The organism is Sandarakinorhabdus sp. FBCC-B8862 (assembly GCF_059745315.1).
In genome coordinates, this window is record NZ_CM185574.1 from 1,850,118 (window position 1) to 1,872,357 (window position 22,240).

At 68.0% G+C, this 22,240-nt stretch carries 22 protein-coding genes and 1 tRNA gene; 8 read left to right on the top strand and 15 right to left on the bottom strand.

From position 1 onward, the window contains the following. Positions 1-49: 49 nt before the first annotated feature. The 5 genes from AC6BOR_RS09000 to AC6BOR_RS09020 form a co-directional block, all read right to left on the bottom strand. A complete protein-coding gene (locus AC6BOR_RS09000; protein ID WP_498058133.1) occupies positions 50-766 on the bottom strand; it encodes a sulfotransferase-like domain-containing protein in 717 nt (238 codons plus the stop codon). Further along, entirely contained in the window at positions 763-1,713 is a 951-nt protein-coding gene (locus AC6BOR_RS09005; RefSeq protein ID WP_498058134.1) for an aminotransferase class IV, read from the bottom strand. The genes AC6BOR_RS09000 and AC6BOR_RS09005 overlap by 4 nt, the downstream gene beginning before the upstream one ends. Next, a complete protein-coding gene (locus tag AC6BOR_RS09010; protein WP_498058135.1) occupies positions 1,710-1,904 on the bottom strand; it encodes a DUF1192 family protein in 195 nt (64 codons plus the stop codon). Before AC6BOR_RS09010 ends, AC6BOR_RS09005 begins: the two co-directional genes overlap by 4 nt. 55 nt (positions 1,905-1,959) lie before the next feature. Continuing rightward, entirely contained in the window at positions 1,960-2,406 is a 447-nt protein-coding gene (locus tag AC6BOR_RS09015) for a DUF417 family protein (protein ID WP_498058136.1), read from the bottom strand. A 79-nt stretch (positions 2,407-2,485) separates the two neighbouring features. Beyond that, complete coding sequence (locus AC6BOR_RS09020) at positions 2,486-2,992, bottom strand: MarR family winged helix-turn-helix transcriptional regulator (protein ID WP_498058137.1); 507 nt, start codon at positions 2,990-2,992, stop codon at positions 2,486-2,488. Between the two features lie 72 nt (positions 2,993-3,064). Between AC6BOR_RS09020 and AC6BOR_RS09025 the strand changes: the two genes are divergently transcribed. Further along, a complete protein-coding gene (locus tag AC6BOR_RS09025; RefSeq protein ID WP_498058138.1) occupies positions 3,065-4,066 on the top strand; it encodes an NAD(P)H-quinone oxidoreductase in 1,002 nt (333 codons plus the stop codon). Beyond that, positions 4,059-4,721 (top strand): HPP family protein, encoded by a 663-nt coding sequence (locus AC6BOR_RS09030; protein ID WP_498058139.1) that lies wholly within the window; start codon positions 4,059-4,061, stop codon positions 4,719-4,721. Before AC6BOR_RS09025 ends, AC6BOR_RS09030 begins: the two co-directional genes overlap by 8 nt. Here AC6BOR_RS09030 and AC6BOR_RS09035 read toward each other — a convergent pair whose 3' ends face one another. Further along, on the bottom strand, positions 4,722-5,942 hold the full coding sequence (locus AC6BOR_RS09035) for an aminotransferase class V-fold PLP-dependent enzyme (RefSeq protein ID WP_498058140.1): 1,221 nt from the start codon (positions 5,940-5,942) through the stop codon (positions 4,722-4,724). It abuts the gene before it with no gap. Positions 5,943-6,060: 118 nt separating this feature from the next. On the opposite strand from AC6BOR_RS09035, the gene AC6BOR_RS09040 reads away from it, so the two are divergent. Further along, entirely contained in the window at positions 6,061-6,723 is a 663-nt protein-coding gene (locus tag AC6BOR_RS09040; RefSeq protein WP_498058141.1) for a cell cycle transcriptional regulator TrcR, read from the top strand. Positions 6,724-6,816: 93 nt separating this feature from the next. On the opposite strand, the gene scpB is transcribed toward AC6BOR_RS09040, so the two are convergent. The 6 genes from scpB to AC6BOR_RS09070 all read right to left on the bottom strand — a co-directional run bounded on the left by scpB (position 6,817) and on the right by AC6BOR_RS09070 (position 12,195). Continuing rightward, positions 6,817-7,395: an SMC-Scp complex subunit ScpB gene (scpB, locus tag AC6BOR_RS09045; protein ID WP_094474251.1), complete on the bottom strand. Its 579-nt coding sequence runs from the start codon at positions 7,393-7,395 to the stop codon at positions 6,817-6,819. Then, on the bottom strand, positions 7,388-8,164 hold the full coding sequence (locus AC6BOR_RS09050; RefSeq protein ID WP_094474250.1) for a segregation and condensation protein A: 777 nt from the start codon (positions 8,162-8,164) through the stop codon (positions 7,388-7,390). Before AC6BOR_RS09050 ends, scpB begins: the two co-directional genes overlap by 8 nt. Beyond that, positions 8,161-9,201, bottom strand: coding sequence for a glycoside hydrolase family 3 N-terminal domain-containing protein (locus tag AC6BOR_RS09055; RefSeq protein ID WP_498060638.1), 1,041 nt, complete (start codon positions 9,199-9,201; stop codon positions 8,161-8,163). Before AC6BOR_RS09055 ends, AC6BOR_RS09050 begins: the two co-directional genes overlap by 4 nt. Continuing rightward, positions 9,201-10,079, bottom strand: a complete 879-nt coding sequence (locus AC6BOR_RS09060) for an SPOR domain-containing protein (RefSeq protein ID WP_498058142.1) — start codon at positions 10,077-10,079, stop codon at positions 9,201-9,203. Before AC6BOR_RS09060 ends, AC6BOR_RS09055 begins: the two co-directional genes overlap by 1 nt. Before the next feature lies 1 nt (position 10,080). Continuing rightward, entirely contained in the window at positions 10,081-11,802 is a 1,722-nt protein-coding gene (argS, locus tag AC6BOR_RS09065) for an arginine--tRNA ligase (protein ID WP_498058143.1), read from the bottom strand. A gap of 318 nt (positions 11,803-12,120) precedes the next feature. Further along, a tRNA-Gly gene (locus AC6BOR_RS09070) sits at positions 12,121-12,195 on the bottom strand. Positions 12,196-12,311: 116 nt separating this feature from the next. Here AC6BOR_RS09070 and AC6BOR_RS09075 point away from each other — a divergent pair. The 3 genes from AC6BOR_RS09075 to AC6BOR_RS09085 are packed head-to-tail and all read left to right on the top strand — an operon-like array spanning position 12,312 to position 14,097. After that, positions 12,312-13,250 (top strand): tetratricopeptide repeat protein, encoded by a 939-nt coding sequence (locus AC6BOR_RS09075; protein ID WP_498058144.1) that lies wholly within the window; start codon positions 12,312-12,314, stop codon positions 13,248-13,250. Beyond that, entirely contained in the window at positions 13,247-13,906 is a 660-nt protein-coding gene (locus AC6BOR_RS09080) for an LON peptidase substrate-binding domain-containing protein (RefSeq protein WP_086115356.1), read from the top strand. The genes AC6BOR_RS09075 and AC6BOR_RS09080 overlap by 4 nt, the downstream gene beginning before the upstream one ends. Further along, positions 13,906-14,097 carry a Trm112 family protein gene (locus tag AC6BOR_RS09085; RefSeq protein WP_086115357.1) on the top strand — a complete coding sequence of 64 codons (192 nt, stop codon included), beginning with the start codon at positions 13,906-13,908 and terminating at the stop codon, positions 14,095-14,097. The genes AC6BOR_RS09080 and AC6BOR_RS09085 overlap by 1 nt, the downstream gene beginning before the upstream one ends. A gap of 134 nt (positions 14,098-14,231) precedes the next feature. Here the strand turns inward: AC6BOR_RS09085 and AC6BOR_RS09090 are convergent, their stop codons facing one another. Continuing rightward, a complete protein-coding gene (locus AC6BOR_RS09090; RefSeq protein WP_498058145.1) occupies positions 14,232-16,013 on the bottom strand; it encodes a flavin-containing monooxygenase in 1,782 nt (593 codons plus the stop codon). 47 nt (positions 16,014-16,060) lie between these two features. Next, positions 16,061-17,287 carry a UbiH/UbiF/VisC/COQ6 family ubiquinone biosynthesis hydroxylase gene (locus tag AC6BOR_RS09095; protein WP_498058146.1) on the bottom strand — a complete coding sequence of 409 codons (1,227 nt, stop codon included), beginning with the start codon at positions 17,285-17,287 and terminating at the stop codon, positions 16,061-16,063. Positions 17,288-17,450: 163 nt separating this feature from the next. Here AC6BOR_RS09095 and AC6BOR_RS09100 point away from each other — a divergent pair, with 163 nt between their 5' ends. After that, on the top strand, positions 17,451-19,853 hold the full coding sequence (locus tag AC6BOR_RS09100; RefSeq protein WP_498058147.1) for a DNA translocase FtsK: 2,403 nt from the start codon (positions 17,451-17,453) through the stop codon (positions 19,851-19,853). Positions 19,854-19,948: 95 nt separating this feature from the next. Continuing rightward, entirely contained in the window at positions 19,949-21,289 is a 1,341-nt protein-coding gene (locus AC6BOR_RS09105; protein WP_498058148.1) for an oxygenase MpaB family protein, read from the top strand. Here the strand turns inward: AC6BOR_RS09105 and AC6BOR_RS09110 are convergent. Continuing rightward, positions 21,286-22,041, bottom strand: a complete 756-nt coding sequence (locus tag AC6BOR_RS09110) for a sulfite exporter TauE/SafE family protein (protein ID WP_498058149.1) — start codon at positions 22,039-22,041, stop codon at positions 21,286-21,288. The two genes, AC6BOR_RS09105 and AC6BOR_RS09110, sit on opposite strands and share 4 nt — an antisense overlap. Between the last annotated feature and the right edge of the window lie 199 nt (positions 22,042-22,240).

Here is a 22,240-nt window from a genome sequence, read left to right on the forward strand (position 1 = left end):
TCGGGGCTGAAAAGCCCGTCCCGGGGGATGATATTAATGCGTTCACGGCCTACAGCCGGTGCGCCGCCATCGCCTCATAATGCGGCCGGCATTCATCGCGTACCCGCGCTGCCTCGCCGTCCAGCACCGGAGGCGGACCTTCCGCTGCGTCAAAGCCGGTGGAGGCCAGCACCCGGCCATACCAGTGCGGTGCCCACACCCCATCGGTGGCGCGCGGCCCCGGCGGCCAGCGCAGCATCGCGGGATCCCAGGCGATTCCCAGCGCCGCGCACAGCCGGGCCAGCGTGCCGGCCGGATCGCGCAGCACATCGGCCGAATCAACCACCGGCGGCGCCTGGCCCGCCTGGTCGGCCAGCCGCTCGAACCAGTCGCGCTGCCTGGCAAAGCCCAGCCCCTGCGCCGTCACCACCTCCCGCTTGGCGGCATAGCTGGCGATCACCCGTTCCGGCGCGCGGATCAGGAAGGAATGACGAAAGCCCGCAAGGCGGAACAGATCGACCGGCCCGACCATGTGGTGAACCATGTGCTTCTGATACCAGACCGGCCGTTCGCACGCGCCCGACAGCGCGGCGGTCACGCTGTGCCAGTCGCAGTCCATGGCGGCGATGACCTCGGCCGCCATCGGGTGATCATCGCCGGTCTGCTTCAGATACGCCCCATAATAAGGCTCGTCGCTGACATGGCAGTCGCTGCGGGCGCCAAAACTGCGCATCATCGCGGTCGACAGGTTGCGCGGGCCCGACCACATGGCGATCCGGATGGTCACGGCCGCCCCCGCGCCGCCACATCGGCTTCGATCAGGGCGCGATACAGGCCCTGCAGCCGCTCCACCATCGGCCCGCGCGCCGGGGTCAGCGGCCGGCCGTCGATGCTGGTCACCGGCACCACGCCGGCAAAGGTGCCGGTCACAAAGGCCTCATCCGCCGAATAGACATCGGTCAGGCTGAAATTCCTTTCAAACACCGGGATGCCATGATCCTCACACACGCGGATGACGTTGCCGCGCGTGATGCCGGCCAGGCAATAATCGCCGCTCGATGTCCACACCTCCTGCACCCCGCGGCGGTTGCGCTTCACGATGAAGAAATGGGTGGAATTGCATGTCGCCACAAAGCCGTGTGGATCCAGCATCAACGCCTCGTCCGCCCCGGCTTGCGTCGCCTGGATGCAGGCGGTGATGCAGTTCAGCTTCGAATGGCTGTTCAGCTTGGGGTCCTGCACGTCCGGATAACCGCGCCGCACATGCACGGTGGCAAGGCGGATGCCCTTCTCGATGGTGCTCGGCAGCGGATCCTTGTGCTCGGCGATGATGACGATGGTGGCAGGCGACACCACCACACGGGGATCCTGATAGGGGGTGGAGCGCAGGCCGCGCGTCACCATCAGCCTGATATGGCAGGCGGTCATCGCGTTCGCGTCGATGGTGGCGTAGATCCGCCGTTCCAGCTCGTCGCGGCTGATGCCGATGTCCATGAAAATGGCCTTGGCACCTTCCCACAGCCGGTCGAGATGCTGGTCGAGAAAGGCCACACGCCCGGCATGGACACGCAGGCCCTCCCACACGCCGTCGCCCAGCATGAAGCCCGAATCAAACACGCTCACCATCGCTTCGGCGCGCGGGCGCAGCACGCCGTTGACGTTGATCAGGATGCGCTCGTTGCGGGCATCGGGCGCATAATCATGCGTGCCCAATGAGGTCTGATGGCCGGTCATGACTTGAACAGACTGTCGGCCGCGGCGCGGAACCTGGCGGCGCCGTCGCGCTTGGCCCTGGCGCGCGCCAGTTCGGCCTCCAGCGCGGCGATGCGCTCATCCAGATCGGCGATGGACAGACGGTCCAGATCCTCCCGCGCCAGATCGGCGAGGAGGTCATGTTTCTTCCTGGGCAGATCATCATCGAACATGCCCGCCACGCTGGCGCGCGGCGGGCATGTCGTCAAGCCGGGGGGGACGGCGTGATCAGGCCATGGCGAGCCTGGAACGGGCGGCCGGCAGCGCCGCGCGGCTTTCCAGCGCTGACCACAGGGCAATGGCCAGGAGGCCGATATCCTTCAGGATGAAGCCCTGCAGGTCGCCGCCGGCATTGGGCGTGGTGAACAGGAAGCTGAGGGTGCCAAACAGCGCCACGGCAATCATCAGGCTGCCGATCAGCCCGGCCCGCGCCGACCAGGGCCGCGCCAGCAGCAACAACGCCGCAGCCACCTCATAGACGCCGATCAGATTGGAAGCGCCCTGCACGCTGAACAGCGCATAGAGCCAGCTGAAGAACGGGCTGTTGGCCATCAGCGGCTGGATGGCGGCGGCTTCGACCGCGGTGAACTTGTAGAGGCCAAAGCCCAGGAAAAACAGGATCAGGGCGCCGCGCAGCAGATGTTCACCGGCGGCAACATTGCGGGTGGTGGTCATAGCACATCTCCCAAAAAGGATGCGCCAAGCATATATCTCCCCAGTCGGCTCACCAAATTAAATATGCGTCACGCATATACTAGTCGGACAGCACCCGCTCCGCCGGGCAGGTGTCACAGCGATCATGGTCACACAGGCGGCACAGGCGCAGCGCGTCGGCCTCGCTCTCCACTCGCGCTGCCAGCAGGCGCGCCACCGCCCCGGCCAGCATATCGGCTTCGCCGGGATCGAGCATCGCCACCAGCTGGCGCAGCGGCGCGGTGCGGGCCGCCTGCACCGCCATCGCCCGGTCGCGGCCGGCCGGGGTGAGCTGCAGCTGCACGGCGCGGCGATCCTGCGGCGATTGCTGCCGCTGCATCAGCCCATCGGCGACCAGCCGGTCCACCAGCCGCACCGCACCGGGGTGGGACAGGCCCACCGCCGGCGCCAGCGCCGAGATGCTGAGATCGGGCACATGGCCGGCAAGCACCAGCGCGGCAGCCGCCGGGCCAGGCTCTCCGGCCGCGGTTTCCGCTGCGGCCCGCATGTCGTCGGCAAGGGCAAGCGCCAGTGCGCCCAGCTGGTTGGCCAGATCATCATTGCTCATGCCCGCGACATATGTGCGCTGCGCATATTCTGCAAGCATTGACCGTCGCTGCCGGGCTGGCATGGTGCAGCCATGACCATTCCCAACCACATGACCGCCATCGATCCCGCAGCACCTGGAGGGCCGGAGGTGCTGGTGCCGGTTTCGCGCCCCGTGCCCCAGCCCGGCCCGGGCGATGTGCTGGTGAAGGTGGCAGCCGCCGGGGTGAACCGGCCCGATGTGCTGCAGCGGCTGGGCCTGTATCCGATGCCGCCCGGCACGCCGACGATCATGGGGCTGGAAATCGCCGGCACCGTGGTGGCGGTGGGGGAGAATGTCACGCGCTGGCGCCCCGGTGATGCGGTGTGCGCGCTGGTGGCGGGCGGCGGCTATGCCGAATATTGCGTCGCGCCGGCCGGGCAATGTCTGCCGGTGCCGGCCGGCATGGCGATGACCGATGCCGCCGGACTGCCGGAGACCTGGTTCACCGTCTGGTCAAACGTGATGGACCGTGGCCATGCCCGGCCCGGTGAGACGATCCTGATCCACGGCGGCACCAGCGGCATCGGCATCACCGCCCTGCAGCTGGCGCAGGAAATCGGCCTGACCGCCATTGCCACCTGCGGCAGCGACGAGAAATGTGCCGCCGCCCGCGCCCACGGCGCTGCCCACGCCATCAATTACCGCAGCCAGGATTTCGCTGCCGAGGCGCTCGCGCTGACCGGCGGCAAGGGCGTGGACATCGTGCTCGACATGGTGGGCGGCGATTATGTGCCGAAGAACATCGCCTGCCTGGCCGATGATGGCCGGCACGTGAGTATCGCCTTCCAGCGCGGGCCAACGGCGGAGGTCAACCTGGCGCTCGTGATGCGCAAGCGGCTCGTGCTGACGGGTTCGATGCTGCGGCCACGCCCAATCGCGTTCAAGCAGGCGATTGCCGAAACGCTGGAAGGCGTGATCTGGCCGGCCTTCGCCGCCGGTCGCATCACGCCGGTGACCGACATGGTCTTCCCACTGGCCGACGCCGCCGAAGCGCACCGCCGCATGGAAGCCGGCGCGCATGTGGGGAAGATCGTGCTGCAGATTGATGGCTGATCCGCGCCGCTGGTTGCCGCGGCTGGCGGGGGCAACGCTGGCCGACCGGTTGCGCGCCGGTCTGGCCGCTGTGGCCGGCATCGCACTGGTGGCGCTGGCGTCGGGGCTGGTGCCGATGGCCACTTCCCCCGGCCTTGTCCTGGTGGCGCCCATCGGCGCATCGGCGGTGCTGGTGTTTGCCGTGCCGGCCAGCCCATTGGCCCAACCCTGGGCGGTGATCGGGGGCAATATGGTCTCGGCCCTCGTCGGCCTGATTGCCGTGTCTCTGGTTCCAGTGCCGGCGCTGGCGGCTGGCATCGCCGTGGGCGTTGCCATCATCGCCATGAGCCTGCTGCGCTGCCTGCATCCGCCGGGCGGTGCGGTGGCCCTCACCACGGTGCTGGGATCACCGCTGCTTGCCGCAGCTGGGCCATGGTTTCCACTGTTGCCGGTGGGTCTGAACTCGGTCGCGTTGGTCCTGGCGGGGTGGGGCTGGCACCGCCTCTCGGGCCACAGCTATCCCCACCGGCCACCACCGGCAGTGGCGCCGCAATTCCACCGCGATGACATTGATGCGGCCCTAGCCGAAATGGGCGACAGTTTCGATGTCGCCCCCGATGATCTTGATGTGCTGCTCAACCGGGCAGAAGCCCATGCCCGGGCCCGCCAACGCTGATCAGCTCACCATCCCGCGCGGCGCAAAGCGCTCCTCTTGCCATTCCCCGCTGGCCAGCACCGCCTGCAACGCGGCCAGCGCCAGCCCAACATCGGCATAACGGGTGGTGAGCGCCGGGAAACCGAAGCGCATGGCATCGGGCGGCCGCATGTCGCCCACCACGCCGCGGGCGATCAGGGCGGCCATCACGCGGCGGGCCTGGGGATGGCGGATGATGACATGGGCGGCGTGGCGGCCAGCCGGCGGCGCATCCACCGTCACGCCGGGCAGGGCGGCAGCGCCATCGGCAAACAGATGCACCAGCGCGCGCGACTTGGCCTCGGCCTGCGCCAGATCGATGCCGGCAAAGCTTGCCACCCCGGCATCCAGCGCGCGCATGGCGAGGATCGGCGGCGTGCCGGTGAGCAGGCGGCGGGCACCGGCCGCCGGCACATAATCCCCGGCAAAATCAAAGGGCGCCGCGTGCCCCATCCAGCCGGTGAGCGCCGGCAGCGCCGCATCCCAATGCCGGCGCGCCAGATAGGCAAAGGCCGGGGCGCCGGGGCCGCCATTCAGATATTTGTAGCCGCAACCGACGGCAAAATCGGCACCATCCGCATCCAGCCGCACCACCAGCGCCCCGGCCGAATGCGACAAATCCCACAGGGTCAGCGCCCCTGCGGCATGGGCCGCCGCGCTCATCGCCGCCATGTCATGCACATGGCCGGTCACATAATGGGCGTGGGCCAGCAGCAGCAGCGCCACATCATCGTTCAGGGCGGCCAACAGATCGGCGCGCGCCACCCGTTTCAGCGTCACGCCGGCCAGCGTGCCGAGCCCCTGCATCACATAGGCATCGGTGGGGAAATCATCCGCCTCCATCAGGATGGTGCGCCGGCCCGGCCGCAGGCCAAGCGCCGCGCTGGCCAGCTTGAACAGGTTGAGGCTGACCGAATCGCAGGCCACCACGCTGTCCGGCTCTGCGCCGACGATCGGCGCGATGGCCGCGCCCAGCTGCACCGGCAGATCGATCCAGCCGGCATCATTCCAGCTGCGGATCAGCCCATCGCCCCATTCCCCCGCCACGGTTGCCGCCAGCACATCGGGCAGGGCGGCCGGCAATGGCCCCAGCGAATTGCCATCAAGATAGACGAGGCCATCGGGAAGCCGGAACCGGCCACGGGCGTGGGCCAGGGGATCAGCCGCATCAAGGGCGGCAAGCTGTGCGGGCGTGGGCTGCATATCGGCCGCCCTTGCGCCACAGCCCGCCCTCCATTACAAGTCCCCCTGTCCAGCCGTCCCCCCCGGGGCGGCTGTTTCCATTTCCGGGCCCGCGCCCGCCGAACCAGGAGCCACGATCATGGCCGCTGCCAACCTGCCGCTGATGCCCCACGCCACCGCCGCCTGGCTGGTCGACGAAACCGGCCTGACCTTCTCGCAGATCGCCGAATTCTGCGGCCTGCACATCCTGGAAATCCAGGCCATCGCCGACGACACCGCCGCCACCAAGCTGAAGGGCCGCGATCCCATCCGCGCCGGCGAGCTGACCAAGGAAGAGCTGGCCAAGGGCGAAGCCAATCCGGATCATGTGCTGCGCATCTCGCGCCTACCGGAACAGGCCCGCCGCACTTCGGGCCCGCGCTACACCCCGGTGTCGAAGCGGCAGGACAAGCCGGACGGCATCCTGTGGATCATCAAGAATCACCCGGAAATCACCGATGCGCAGATTTCCAAGCTGATCGGCACCACCAAGACGACGATTGCCGCCATCCGCGACAAGAGCCACTGGAACTATGCCAATCTGCAGGCGCGCGATCCGGTGACTCTGGGCCTGGCCAGCCAGCGCGAGCTGGACGCCATGGTCGCCACCGCCGCCAAGAAGGCCGGCATCGATACCAGCGTGGACCCGGAAAAGGCCGAAGCCCAGCGCGCCGCCCTGATCAACCAGCTGCAGGCCGAACGCCACGCCGTTGGCACCATCCCGACCGAAGCGCTGACGGCGGAAACGCTCTTCAAGAAGTAAGGCTGCGATCCTCCCCCCACTGGGGGAAGTGGCACGCGAAGCGTGACGGAGGGGGCCGGCAAGCACGACCCTCTCCGGCGGCGCATTAGCTTCCTATTCCTCGCGCCCGCCCAGCGGCAGCGGCAGCTCGCGCGGCGGCTCACGATCCAGCAGGCCGGCTGCCTTCAGATCAGCCAGGCCGGGCAGATCGCGCCGGGTGGCGAGGTTGAAATGCGCCAGAAATTCCGGCGTGGTGGCATATTGCAGCGGCCGCCCCGGCGTTTCGCGGCGGCCGGCCGGGCGCACCCAGCCCGCCTCCATCAGCACATCGATGGTGCCACCTGAGACCGCAACGCCGCGAATCTCCTCGATTTCCGGGCGCGTCACCGGCTCGTGATAGGCAATCACCGCCAGCGTCTCGACCGCGGCGCGGGAAAGCTTTTTCACGGTTTCGCGGGACGTGCGCAGATAATGGCCCAGATCAGGCGCGGTCTGGAACTGCCAGCGCCCGCCGCGCTCCACCAGGTTGATCCCGCGCGGGGCATAGGATTCGGCCAGCGCCCGCAAGCTGGGCAGCAGATCGCCGCGCTCACCGACATGCCGTGTCAATTCGGCCAGCGTCATCGGCGCTTCGGCGGCAAACAATATCGCCTCCAGCGCGCGGGTCAGCGCCAGATCGCCAGTTTCATCCATCAGTCCGGGCCTTCAGCAGGATGGGGGCAAAGGCAGCGCCCTGGCTCAGGGTCGCCTTGCCTTGCCGCGTCAGTTCCAGCGCGGCGACAAAGCTGGATGCCAGCACCGACCGGGCATAGGATTCGTCCACCAGGTCGCTGGGCAGGAAGCGGGACAGCTCGGTCCAATCGAGGCTGCGGCCCAAGAGATGCTCCAGCCGCTCCATCGCCTCATCCAGCGCCATCACCGGCCGCCGCCGCACCACATGCACCGATTTCGTCCGCCGCGCGGTGATGGCGCCATAGGCGGTGATCAGCTCGTAATAGCTGCAGTCATACACCGCGCGCCGTTCCTCGGCCAAACCTTCCGGGTTGGGCCGGCGGAACATGTCCCAGCCCAGCTGCGGGCGGGCCAGCAGCTTTTGCCCGGCCTCGCGCATCGCCTCCAGCCGCTGCAGCTGGAACTGCAGCTTCAGCGCCATCTCGGCCGGATCGGGCTCGGCCTCCGGGTCCTTGGGCAGCAGCAGCAGGCTTTTGAGGTACGCCAGCCAGGCCGCCATGACGAGGTAATCGGCGGCCAGCTCCAGGCTCAGCGCCTTGGCCTCGCGGATGAAATCCAGATATTGATCGACCAGCGCCAGGATCGAAATCTGCGCCAGATCAACCTTTTGCGCCCGCGCAAGGGTGAGCAGCAGGTCAAGCGGGCCTTCCCAGCTGCCCAATTGCAGGATCAGCGTGCCCGGCGCCACGGCGGCGCGCACCGGCTCGCTGAAATCCTCCGCCTCGCTCATGCAAGCGCCAGCAGCGCATCGCGCGCGGCGGCCCATTCGGCCACCGGCGTGTCATCCCCGCTGCCGATCCAGGCCATGGCGGCGGCCAGCCGCGCGGCGGCCGCCTCCCCCATCACCGGCGCGGCTTCGACAATCGAGCGCATTTCGGCGAAATCGCCCGAACAATGCAGGGCGATGTCACAACCGGCATCGATGCTGGCCAGCGCCCGGGCGCCAAAATCGGCCAGCGCGTTGCTGCCCGGCGGATGCCCACCCGATTGCGGATTGCCCAGCGCGTGCATGCCCAGATCGTCCGACATCAACAGCCCACCAAAGCCGATATCCTGCCGGATGAAATCGATCACCGCCGGTGACAGCGTTGCGCAGCGCTCCGCATCCAGCGCGGTGTAGGTGATGTGCGCCGTCATCGCCATCGGGGCGTTCGCCAGCCGGCGGAAGGGGATGAAATCCCGCTCCAGCTCTTCGCGGCTGGTCGTCACAACCGGCAGTTCCAGATGGCTGTCCGCCCGGGCGCGGCCATGGCCGGGGATATGCTTCACCACTCCGCAGATGCCGCCGGCCTGAAAGCCATCCAGCACCGCCTTGCCCAGCGCGGCGACCACCAGCGGCTCGGTGCCAAAGCTGCGGTCGCCGATGATGTCGTGGCCGCCGGGGTCGCGCACGTCGAGCAGCGGCAGGCAATCGACATTGATGCCCAGATCCCGGAGCAGCGCCGCCAGCGCCAGCGCGTTCAGCCGGCACGCCTCGATCGCGGTGATCGGCGCCTTGTCATACAGGCGGCCAAACACCTCGCCGGGCGGAAATTCCGGCCAGTGCGGCGGCCGCAGCCGCGCCACCCGGCCGCCTTCCTGATCGATCAGGATCGGCACATCGCGCCCGGCCAGATCGCGCAGCGACGCGGTGAGCGCCCGCACCTGGTCGGGCGTGTCGATGTTGCGCTTGAACAATATATAGCCGGCCGGGTCCGCCGCCTTGAACAGTGCCACCTCATCGGCCGACAGCGTCAGGCCAGTCAGGCCGAAAAACACCGGCTGCATCATTTCTTCACCACTTCACACGCGCCCTTGGCGGCAAGGATCGCCTTGCACGCCTTGTCGGCATCGGCCGCCTGGCCGCGCACGCGCCACAGCGTCTTGCCGGCGCTGTTGGTCAATTTCTGCACCTGTTTGCCGGTCAGCCCGGCCTTGCCGGCCACCCGCGCCCATTCCTCGTCGGCCTTGGCCTCGCTGGAAAAGGCCCCGATCTGCACGGTCACCGCACCCGTGGCCGGCTTGGCGACGGCAGGCGGCGGCACGGCCGGCTTGGGCGGCGCGGCCGCCGGTTTGGTCGGCACCGGCACCACCGGCTTCACCACAACCGGCGCGGGCTTTGCCGCCGGCGGGGCAGCCGGTTTCGCCACCGGCGCGGCTGGCCGGGCCCCGGCGGGCGGCAGCATCTGCACCTGCACCGGCTGCCCGGCGGGCGCCGCAGCCGGCGAAGCAGCAGGCGGCTGGGCCAGCGGCGGGGCCGATGGCGGCGGGGCGGGGCCGGTTTCGGGCGGCAACAGATCACGCGGGCGGCCGATCGGTTCTTCCGGCACGGCGCTCATATCGATCACGCTGCCCAGATCCTGGCCGCGCACCGCCTCGTGAATCACCTCGCCGTCGCCTTCCACCTCCATGCCGGCACGGTCGGCCGGCGGCACCTTCCACGGGCCGGGATCGGCTTCGATCAACGGGGCCTGGTCAGGCTCCATATAGCCTTCGCTGCTGCCATTGTCCTTGCGGCCCAGCAGCATCAGCAGCGCCACCGCCGCCACCGCGCCCAGCGCCAGCACGGCAATCGCGATGTTCAGCCAGCCGCGTTTCGGCGCCGGCCCGGCGTTCAGCGGGGCGGCCTCCGCCAGCCAGGGGGCATCCTCATCGCGATTCGCCATCTCAGTGCAGCTCCTCGGCAGCGGCAACACCAATCACGCCAAGGCCGGTGCGGATCACCTGGCCCACCGCCCGCGCCATCGCCAGCCGCGCCGCCGTCAGGTCCGGCCGCTCGGCCAGCACGAAGCGTTTGGCGGGATCATCATTGCCGGCATTCCACTGGCTGTGGAAGGCGGCGGCCAGATCGCCCAGCCAGAAGGCGATGCGGTGCGGTTCGCGCGCCTCGGCCGCCTGCTCGACCAGCCGCGGGAAGGTCGCCGCCAGCTTCACCACCGCCAGTTCGTCGCCGTCCAGCAGCGCCAGGTCCGGTGCCGGCAGGGCGATGCCCGCTTCGGCCACCTTGCGGCCCAGGCTGGCGATGCGGGCATGGGCATATTGGACATAGAAGACCGGGTTGTCGCGGCTCTGCTCCACCACCTTGGCGAAATCGAAATCCATCAGCGATTCGGGCCGCTTGGTCAGCATGACAAAGCGCACCACATCCTTGCCGACTTCCTCCACCACCTCGCCCAGCGTCACGAAGGTGCCGGCCCGCTTGGACATTTTCACCGGCTCCCCGGCGCGCAGCAGCTTCACCAGATTGACGATCTTGATGTCGAGCGGAACCTTGCCGTCCGACAGCGCCTTCACCGCCGCCGTCATCCGCTTCACATAGCCGGCGTGATCGGCGCCAAAGATGTTGACCAGCGCATCGAAACCCCGGGTCAGCTTGTCCCAGTGATAGGCGACATCGCCGGCAAAATAGGTCCAGCTGCCGTTCGATTTCATCATCGCCCGGTCCTGGTCGTCGCCGAAATCGGTCGAGCGGAACAGGGTCTGCGGGCGCGGCTCCCAATCGTCGGCGGCCTCGCCCTTCGGCTTTTCCAGCACGCCTTCGTAAATCAGACCCTTGCCCTTCAGCGAGCCCAGCGCTTCGCCCACCTTGGCGCCCAGCGACGCTTCGGAGAAGAACATATCCTGTTCGATTCCCAGCAACGCCAGATCGGCGCGGATGCGCTCCATCATCAGGGCGACAGTGCGGGTGCGGAACAGCGCCAGCCATTCGGATTCGGGCGCGGTCACATAGGCATTTCCGAATTCGGCGGCAAAGGCTTGGCCGACGGGGACGAGATAATCGCCCGGATAAAGACCTTCAGGAATTTCAATGGTTTCGCCCAGCGCCTCGCGATAGCGCAGATGGGCAGAGCGGGCGAGCGTATCGACCTGGCCGCCGGCATCGTTGATATAATATTCGCGTGTCACATCCCAGCCGGCAAAGGCCAGCAGCCCGGCCAGCGCATCGCCCACCACCGCGCCGCGGCAATGGCCCATGTGCATCGGCCCGGTTGGATTGGCCGAGACATATTCGACATTGATGCGCTTGCCGGCACCCGCCGTGCTGCGGCCATAATCGGCCCCGGCGCCCAGCATCGCGTTGATCTGATCATGCCACACGCTGTCAGCCAGCTTCAGGTTGATGAAGCCCGGCCCGGCGACCTCGGCGGCCAGGATCCCCGGCGCGCTGCGCAGCTCCGCCGCCAGCGCTTCGGCCAGGGCGCGCGGGTTGGTGCCTGCCGGCTTGGCCAGCACCATGGCGGCATTGGTGGCCAGATCGCCATGCGACGCATCACGCGGCGGCTCCACCGCGACATTGGCAAACGACAGGCCATCGGGCAGCGTTCCAGCCGCCACCAGACGGCCGAGCGCGGCGTGGACGATGGTGGTGAAATGGGCAAACAGGTTCACGGGCAGGGGCGCAATCTTCGCTGGATACAGGTTTGCCGTTCCCTAACGCGGGCGGGGGGCGGCGTCCATGGGGGTGACGATCCTCCCCCTCTGGGGGAGGTGGCGCGACAAGCGACGGAGGAGGCCGTGCGTGGGCTTCACAGCACGAGCCAAGCCGCCGAGTCCGTTTCAGGGGGACACGAAAAGGAAGGAAGGGCGCGGCAAAGCCGCGCCGTCAGACGAGTCAAAAAAAGCGGCCCGAAGGCCGCTTTTTTCGCTCGCTGTCCGAGCTTGATCGATTCTGGCTGCGGCACGCAGCCAGCCGATCTGCGCAGCGACTGGAGCGGGTGAAGAGATTCGAACTCTCGACTTCAACCTTGGCAAGGTTGCGCTCTACCCCTGAGCTACACCCGCTCACCCGTCGCCGGGAAGCGCGCCTCTAGCACCGGCCTTCGCGGACTTGCAAGCCCCTTTTTTCCAGATATCTGCGCCCAAGCGCCGTCTTGGCAAACCACCCCTGCCGCCCCCATATGGCAATCACGTCATCCAACCGGAGCATCCTCTTGGCCAGCATTCCCAATCCGGCCGCCGAAAAGGCCAGCATCGAAGCCTTCCGCCGCGACGTGATCGAGGCGTCGAAGGGCGCGCTGGTGCTGGTGGATTTCTGGGCCGAATGGTGCGGCCCCTGCAAGACGCTGGGCCCCCTCATCGAAAAGGTCGTCGCCGCCCGCGCCCCCAAGGTGAAGCTCGTCAAGATCGATGTCGACAAGAACCAGATGCTGGCCGCGCAGTTCCGCATCCAGTCCATCCCCACCGTCTATGCCTTCTTGGACGGCCGCCCCGTCGATGGCTTCCAGGGCGCGCTGGGCGAACGCGAGCTGACCGCCTTTGTCGATCGCCTGCTGGCCGGCGTGCCCGCCAGCGAAGACGAAGCCGCGCTGGAAGAACAGATCGCCGCCCTGATCGCCGCTGCGGCCGAAGCCACCGCGGCCGGTGCCCATGATGATGCCGCCGCCATGCTGGGCGCCCTGGTGCAGGAACTGCCGGAGCGGGAAGATCTGGCTGGCCACTATGCCCTGGCGTTGATCGCCGCCGGCAAGCTGGATGGCGCCACCGCCGCGCTCGCCGCCGTGCCCGAAACCTCGAAGGACGAGGTGGTGGCCCGCGCCCGCGCCGCCCTTGCCCTCGCCGCCGATGCGCCGGCCGATGACGAACTCGCCCCGCTGATGCAGGCGGTGGAGGCTGATCCGGCCAATCACGAGGCCCGCTTCGAGCTGGCCAGCGCGCTGGCCGCCCGCGGCGACCGCGATGCGGCGGCCGATCACTTGCTGGTCATCATCAAGGCCGATCGCACCTGGAACGAGGGCGCGGCGCGCGAGAAGCTGCTGAAGATGTTCGAGGCGGTGGGCCTGGCCGATCCGTGGAGCGTCAAGACCCGCGCCGCCCTGCGCGCCATCTGGTTTGCATGACCGAGAGCGAAGCCTTTGAGCCGTTGCCGGCCGCGGTACCGGTCTTCCCCTTGACCGGCGCTGTGCTGTTCCCGCGCGGCGTGCTCCCGCTCAACATTTTCGAACCGCGCTATCTCGCCATGGTCAAGGATGCCATGGCCGCCACCGGCGCCGCGCACCGCATCATCGGCATGATCCAGCCGAAAGGCGGCGGCAAGAATGGTGCGCCGCCGGCGCTCTACAAGGTGGGGTGCCTGGGGCGCATCACCGAATATCGCGAAACCGATGATGGCCGCATCCTGATCGCGCTGGTCGGCGTCAGCCGCTTCCGGGTGGGGGCCGAGCTGGAGCGGGACACGCTCTACCGCCAGGTGATGACCGATTATCACGGCTTTGCCGATGATCGCCACGAACCTGCTGCGCTCGATCCCGCCACCCGCGCTGGCCTTGAAGAGGCGTTGCGCCCCTATCTCGATGCACGCGGCCTGTCCGCCGATTGGGACGCGGTGCAAAGCGCCGATGACGAGGCGCTGGTGACGACGCTGGCCAGCGTGCTGCCGTTCGAACCGGCGGAAAAACAGGCGCTGCTGGAAACCATCACGCTGGCCGAACGCGCCCAGACGCTGGCCACGCTGATGAGCTTTGCTGCCTCCAGCGGCCCGACCGGATTGCAATGATGAGCAGCACCGCGCTTGATCCCCGGCTGCTGGCCATCCTGGTCTGCCCCGTCACCCGTCAGCCGCTGCGTTACGACGCATCCGCCCAGGAACTGGTCAACGACACCGCCGGCCTCGCCTACCCCATCCGCGACGGGGTGCCGATTCTGCTGGCCGACGAAGCGCGGGAATTCCTGCCGCCCACCGGGTGATCATGCCTGATCCTCCCCCTCTGGGGGAGGTGCCGACCGCAGGGAGGCGGAGGGGGCGCGCACGCCGACACATTTGAGCCCCCTCCGCCCTGCGGGCACCTCCCCCAGAGGGGGAGGATCCGAAGGTTGCGGGGTCAGCCGAACCGCAGCCCCTTGAACTGGCCGCCGCTGCGCCAGCCCTTCATGTAACTGAAAAATGCATTCGGCCCGGCCGGATAGCCCACGGCATATTTCGCCCGCTCGTCCACGGGCAAGCCTTCGTTGTTGTAATATCCGGGCGTGCAATCCGGATTGTTGATCATCATGCCGGGCCCCTGCAACAGCAGCTGCACCCAGGCGGCCTGGGCGTCTGCCTCGGCCTCGACGGTGGCAAGGCCGGCGTCGGTCATGTGGCGCACGATGCTGGCCACCGTGGTGCCGGTTTCCATCCAGTTGTGCGGCACATTCACGATGAAATTGGCGGCCTGTGCAAACTGGATCAGGAACAGGTTGGGAAAGCCCGCCGTGTTCAGCCCGTGCAGCGTGCGCATGCCGTCGGCCCAGGCCTGCGACAGCGTCTGCCCGCCAATGCCCACCGGATCAAAGCCGGCGCGCTCCTCGGTGGGGGTGCCGACTTCAAACCCGGTCGAATGGATGATGCAGTCCACCGCATAATGCTGGCCGCCGGCCCAGATGCCGGTTTCATCGATGCGTTCCACCCCCTGGCCATCGGTGTGGACCAGCGTCACCGTCGGCCGGTTGAACGCCTGCAGATATTGATCGTGGAAGCACGGCCGCTTGCACAGCTGGCGGTACCAGGCCTGCAGCGCCTCGCCGGTGGCACGGTCCTCCACCACCGTCACCGCCCGCTCGCGGATCTCGCTCATCTTCTCATGATCGGCCATTTCCCAGACCTTCATGATGTTATCCGGCGTCCATTCGGTGGGCGGCAACTGCATCACCCGGGCGCGGATGCGGCGCGACAGGTCGGTCCAGCCATCCTGCACCCAGTCCTCGGCCGCGCCGCCCATGCCGACATTGGCAGCGAAATTCTCCAGCCAGCGGGTCTGCCAGCCCGGCGTGGCGATGGACTGGAACCAGTCGGGGTCAATCGGCGCGTTGGCGCGCACGTCCACCGATGAGGGCGTGCGCTGGAACACGAACAACCGGCCGGCATCGCGCGCCAGGTGCGGCACGCACTGCACCGCGGTCGCCCCGGTGCCGATGATGGCGACCCGCTTGGCCGCCAATTTGTCCATCGGCGCGCCCTCGGCACTGCCGCCGGTATAGCCATAATCCCAGCGGCTGGTGTGGAACTGGTGGCCCTTGAACGTTTCGATGCCGGGGATGCCCGGCAGCTTGGGCACGTTCAGCGGCCCGGTGCCGACGCCGACAAAATCGGCGGTGAACTTGTCCCCCCGATCCGTCTCGATCAGCCAGACCTTGCGCGCCGCATCCCAACTCAGCCGCTCCACCTCGGTGTGGAACAGCGCCTTGTCATACAGGTTGAAGGTCCGTGCGATCTTCTTCGCCTGCGCCAGGATCTCGGGGGCATGGGCATATTTCTCGGTCGGCACATGCCCGGTTTCCTCGAGCAGCGGCATGTAGATGATCGAGGCCGTGTCACACTGCGCGCCCGGATAGCGGTTCCAATACCAGGTGCCGCCGACATCGCCGCCGGCCTCGATGATGCGCACATCGGTGATGCCGGCCTGGGCCAGCCGCGCCCCGGTGCACAGCCCGGCAAAGCCGCCGCCCACCATGGCAAAGCGCACATGGTCGGTCACCGGCGCCCGCTCAGCGCGCGGCGTGTAGGGATCGTCCAGCATGTGCGGAAAATGCGTCGCCACCCGCACATATTGCGCGTTGCCGTCGGGCCGCAGCCGCTTGTCCCGCTCAAGCCGATATTTCGCAAGGAGTGCGTCGCGGTCGATCATGGCCGCACCCTGCGAGCACCAGCACCTGCCGACAACGCTGCAATCTGTTAGACCAGTTCGCCCTTCAACAGCGCCGGCAGCTTGCCGGTCTCGCCGCGCGCCTGGTTCATGAAGAATCGCTTCAATGGCGGCAGCCGTTCCACCGCCGACAGGCCGATACGCCGCACCCGGCTGGGCACCCGGCCGGGAATGGCAAACAGGCGGTTCAGATTGTCGGTCACCGCGCACACCAGGCTGTTGTCAAACATCCGCCACGCCGAAACCTGGGCCAGCACATCCGGGCTGCCCAGATCAAGGCCGGAGCGGGCAGCGTTGGTGATCACCTCGGCCGCCGCCGCCACGTCGCGGAAGCCCATGTTGAGGCCCTGGCCGGCAATCGGGTGGATGCCGTGCGCCGCATCGCCGAGCAGCAGCAAGCGGTCATCGGTGTAGCGCGCGGCGTGGTGGAAACCCAAAGGCCACACCGTCTGCGGCGCGATCACCTCGATCTCGCCCATGGTGCCGTCGCAGCGGGCGGCAATCTCGGCGGCGAGCGCCTTCGGCCCCAGCTTCTTCGCGGCGGCCATATGCTTGCCGTCCACCGTCCACACGATGGCGGTGCGCGGCCGGCCATCATCGGTGTCGGTCATCGGCAGCAGCGCCAGCGGCCCTTCCGGGTAAAACAGCTCACACGCCACATTGCCGTGCGGCACCGTGTGGGCGACCATGGTGATCAGCGCGGCATGCGGATATTGCCACTGGGCAATCGGAATGCCCGCCGCATCGCGCGTTGCCGAACGCCGGCCATCACAGGCCACCACCAGCGCGCTGCGGAACACCCGGCCATCAGCCAGCGTCAGCGTCGCGGCATGCTCGCCGCGTTCCAGCCCTGCCACCGTCACCGGCGCCAGCAACTGCACGTTGGGCTCGGCCCGCACCGCGCGCAGCAGGCCGATGCGCAGCATGCGGTTTTCCAGCATGGTGCCCAGCGGATCATTGCCCTCGCCGGCATCGAAATGCAGGAACTGCGGGTGGGTGCCGTCGGTCACGCGAATCTCGCGGATCGAGCAGCCATGGGCATCCAATATGTCGCCCAGCCCCAGTGCCCGCAGCATGCGGCCAGAGGCGCTGGCAATGGCGCTCGCCCGCCCGTCAAAGGCCGGCAGCGTGGTTGAATCCAGATCCTGCGCATCAACCACGATGCTCGTCACATCGCCCTTGGCCAGGGCCAGCGCCAGCGTGGCGCCCACGAGGCCGCCACCAATGATGATCACATCGGCATCATGAGTCTGCATAAGCACGGCTTTAGACCACAGCAGCCCTTCCCCCAAGCGGGACATGATGTCATCCGCATTGAACCGGGTGCCACCTTGACCAAAAGCCCGGCTTGATTCACACTTTGTTCGCTTTGTCCGCTCCGATTCAACCGGCCAAACCCCAGCGAAAGGCACCGCACGCATGGCTTCCAGGGCGACTGCCGCCGCCGCTCCCCGCCGCAGCCCCGCCCCCGCCGGCCGGCTGGCGGCCGGATCGGCGCTGCTCACCCGGGCCCGGGTCGCCGCGGCGCTGGCGCTGCGCACCGCCGTCCGGCTGTGTGGCGGCGGCCTGATTGCCGCGGCCGGCGTCACGCTCGCCATCGCCATCGTCAGCTACTCGCCGCGCGATCCGTCGTTCAACACCGCCACCGCCCGCGTGGCCGGCAATGCGCTGGGCGATGTCGGCGCGCATCTGGCCGATCTGCTGCTGCAACTGGCCGGCTGGCCGATGCTGCTGCTGGTGCCGGCCATCGTCATCGCCGGCTGGCGTGTCGCCACTGAATCGGCCGTGCCGGTGCTGCGCATGATGGGCGGCACACTGGTCGGCGCGCTGTGCCTGGCGGGGGCGGCCGGCGGCTTTGATCTGCCGGCGCTGGGTGCCCCGGCCGGGCCCGGCGGCCTGATCGGCCATGGCCTCGCCGGTGCGGCCAGCGCGCTGGAAACCCTGCCGGGTTTTGACAGCGTGCCCGCCGGCGCGGTGCTGGCGCTGCTGCTGTTGCCGCTGGGGCTGGCGCTGATCGCCTGGGGCACCGGGATCAGCCGCGATGGCTTTGCCGATGGCATGGCCACCCTGCGCGGCCTGTGGCCCGGCCAGGCGGACGACAATGATGATGGCAGCCTGCCCCTGCCGCAGGCGCCCGCCGCCGGCCTTGGCCGCCGCCGCCGCACCGCCGAGACAGAGGACGACAGCGCCGAAGAGATTGTCCTGCCCGGCCCCACCGTGGTGGAACCGGTGGCTGCGCCCGTCGCCAGCAAGCGCGTGCAGAAGGCGAAACAGCAATCGCTCGATCTGGGTGATGCCGCCATCCTGCCCGGCCTTGATCTGCTGCGCCCGCCGCCATCGGCGCCGCGCGCCCGCATCGATGCCGCCGCCCTGGAACAAAATGCCCGGCTGCTCGAAGGTGTGCTCGAAGATTTCGGCGTGCGCGGCCGCATCGGCGAAGTGCGCCCCGGCCCGGTTGTCACCATGTATGAACTGGAACCGGCGCCGGGCATCAAGGCCAGCCGCGTGATCGGCCTGGCCGACGACATTGCCCGCTCCATGTCCGCCCTGTCCGCCCGTGTCGCGGTGGTGCCGGGCCGCAACGTCATCGGCATCGAACTGCCGAACCAGACGCGCGAAACCGTGTCGCTTTCGGAACTTCTGGCCAGCGCCAGTTTCGACAGCCGCAATGTCACCCTGCCGCTGGTGCTGGGCAAGGATATCGCTGGCGAGCCGGTGGTGGCCGATCTCGCGCCGATGCCGCACCTGTTGATCGCCGGCACCACCGGTTCGGGCAAGTCCGTCGGCCTCAACGCCATGATCCTGTCGCTCCTGTATCGCATGACGCCGGCCGAATGCCGGCTGATCATGATCGATCCCAAGATGCTGGAGCTGAAGATGTATGACGGGATCCCGCATCTGCTGGCCCCCGTCGTCGTTGATCCGCCCAAGGCCATCCGCGCGCTGAAATGGGCGGTGGAGCAGATGGAGGACCGCTATCGCAAGATGAGCGAGCTGAACGTCCGCTCCCTCGCCAGCTTCAACCAGAAGGTGCGCGATGCCAAGGCGGCGGGCAAGCCGTTCATCCGCCGCGTGCAGACCGGCTGGGATCCGGAAACCGAACTGCCGATCATCGAGGAGGAGTTGCTCGATTTCGAACCGCTGCCGCTGGTGGTGGTGGTGGTGGACGAGCTGGCCGATCTGATGATGACGGCCGGCAAGGAAGTGGAATTCCTGATCCAGCGGCTGGCGCAAAAGGCCCGCGCCGCCGGCATCCACCTGATCATGGCGACGCAGCGCCCGTCGGTGGACGTGATCACCGGCGTCATCAAGGCCAACCTGCCCACCCGCATCAGCTTCCAGGTCACCAGCAAGATCGATTCGCGCACCATCCTCGGCGAACCCGGCGCCGAACAGCTGCTGGGCAAAGGCGACATGCTGTGGATGGCCGGCGGCAAGCTGGTGCGCGTGCACGGCCCCTTCGTGTCGGACGACGAGGTGGAGGCCGTGGCCGATTTCTGGCGCGCCCAGGGCGAGCCCGACTATGTCGAAGCCGTCACCGAGGAACCGCCCGATCTCGACGGGCAGCTGGATCTGGCCAACGCCGGCCTGTCGGGCGGCGGCGGCCGCGGCGATGACGAAGCCGACAGCTATGCCCAGGCCATCGACGTGATCGCCCGGCATCAAAAGGCCAGCACCAGCTTCCTGCAGCGCCACCTGCGCATCGGCTACAACAACGCCGCCCGCCTGATCGAGCGCATGGAGCAGGACGGTTTCGTCTCCCGCCCCGACCATGTCGGCCGCCGCGAGGTGCTGATCGACGAGAATGGCCAGCGGCGGTGAGCCCCGCGTCTTAGTGTCAGTGGTGGGCCATTGCCGCGACCGCTACAGCTGAACCGCCGGTGGGGGAGCGCCGGCGCGTGGCGGGAGCAGCGGGGATGAGCATCACCCCAGACCATCAGGCCATCTGGGCGGCCGTGCGGGCGCAGCGCGAAGCGGTGCCGGCGCTGTGGGGCGATTTCGATTTCGACGCCCCGGCAGAGCGTTTCACCACCGATCCCGACGCGCCCTCCACCATCCCGCCGGCCCATGCCCACAAGCGGGCGCGAATCCTTGCCAATGATGATCTCGTCGAACGCTTGCGCGCCTATGCGATGATGGGCGATCCGCCGGCCGATGCCTATGCCGCGCTGATGGCCACCACCAAGTTCCGCACCCTGATCGACCTGCTGGAAGCCGCCTGTGACCGGGGAATTGACGCGGTGCCGGATGCACCGCCGGAGCTGGCCGCCTTCATCGCCGATATGGAACAGACGCCCGACTGGCTGGACATGGCGCTGGTGGAACGCGGCGCCAGGCTGGAGCGCAACGGCACCGCGCACATCGCGCCCTTTGCCGTGCGCGGCGCCTTCATCGCCACCTTCATGAACGAATATGCCGCGCTGCCGATGGCACTTACCGGCACGCTTTCCGATCATGCCGCTGCCCGCCGCGTGAAGGAAACCGCCAATTTCTTCGCCGTCACCACCCTGCCCGGCGCGCTGGAACGCTTTGGCCCTGGCTTCAAGGCGGCAGCGCTGGTGCGGCTGATGCACTCGATGGTGCGCTACAACATTGCCCGCCGCCCGCAGCTGTGGGACCGGGCCAAATATGGCTTCCCCATCCCGCAGGTGGATCAGATGCCGGCCGGCCTCATCAACATCTTCCTGCTCTCCTATCGCCTCATCGCCGAAGGCCGCACCCAGTTCACGCCCGACGAACGTGCCATTGTCGAATTCGCCCGCTATCGCTGCCGCCTGCTCGGCCTGCCCGAAGCGCTGCTGCCAACGACACCGCAGGGCATTGTGGACATCATGAACGTGCGGGCCGCCACGCTGCGCGCCGGCTTTGACGATCGCACCTGCGGCAGCCTGGTGCGCGCCACCATGGCGGCCAAGCTTTGGGAAGGCGATGGCCTTGCCATCCGGCTGTTCCGCCGGGTGGAAATCAGCTTCAGCCGGGTGTTCTTCCTCAAGAATTTCATGAACAATGATCGTGCAGCCGCCGCAGCCGTGGGGGTGCGGATCAGCGCGGGCGATCTGGCGCTGGCCGGCCTGGCCGGGCTGTGGATCGCTGCCACCATGACCGCCTATCGCCTCGCGGCCCGCATCCCCGGCCTGTCAGCGCTGGCGGACCAGCGGCTGATCCGCAAGATCGGCGGCCTGCTCAAGCATTATGGCCACGCCGAGTTCGTGGTTTATGAACATCGGCCGGCCAACGCACAGCCGGCGACGGCCTAACCGCGCAGGAACAGGCCAAGGCTGAGCGCCAGGCCAATGAAGATCACCGCGATCTTCAGCGCCTTTTCCGGCACCACGGTCAGCGCGCGGGCGCCCAGCCAGCCTCCAACGATGGCCCCGATGCCGACCACCAGCGCATGCCCCCAGGCCACTGTGCCGGTGAAGGCGAACAGCAGCGCCGCCGTGGTGTTGGAGAGCGCCAGCAGCACATTCTTGGTGCCGGCGGCGTTGCGCACCGGCATGCGGGCGATGGTCAGGCTCGCCATGGTCAGGATGCCGGCACCGCCACCGAAAAAGCCGGCATAAAGCGCAATCAGCGACTGGCTGGTCACCGTCATCCAGCGCGCCGGCGGCGGCCGGTCAGCCGATCGCTTGGGCCCGAACACCCCCCAGGCAAAGGCCAGCGTGGCCAGCAGCACCAGCCAGGGCACCAGCGCCGCAAAGACCCGGGTTGGCGTGGCATTCAACAGCGCCGCGCCGGCCACCCCGCCGACCAGCGCAATCCCCGCCAGCCAGCGGAAGCTCAGCCGCTCCGCCCCGGCCACCAGCTTGCGCCCGGCAATGCCGGTTGTGATCTGGCCCGGAAACAACGCCATGGTGGAGGTGATGTTGGCCAGCTTGGGATCCAACCCGGCGGCAATCAGCGCCGGCAACGTGATGAAACTGCCGCCGCCGGCCAGGGCATTCTGGGCGCCCGCCCACAGCCCGGCCCCGGCCAGAAGCGCCATCATCGCGGGTTCGGGAAACATCATCACAATCGGCCACCAATTCCCAGGGCGCGGTCACCGGCGGCCTTTGTGCGGTCACCGCGCGGACGCGTGCGGGCACCGGACTGCGCCGAATTGGCACGATTTTCCATCTTTTTTCACATGGCTCAGCCTTGGCGCTGTCACCATTTGCGGGTAGCGTGGCCATGCATGCAATTATCGCGCCAGTTGCCGGAGTGTTGAA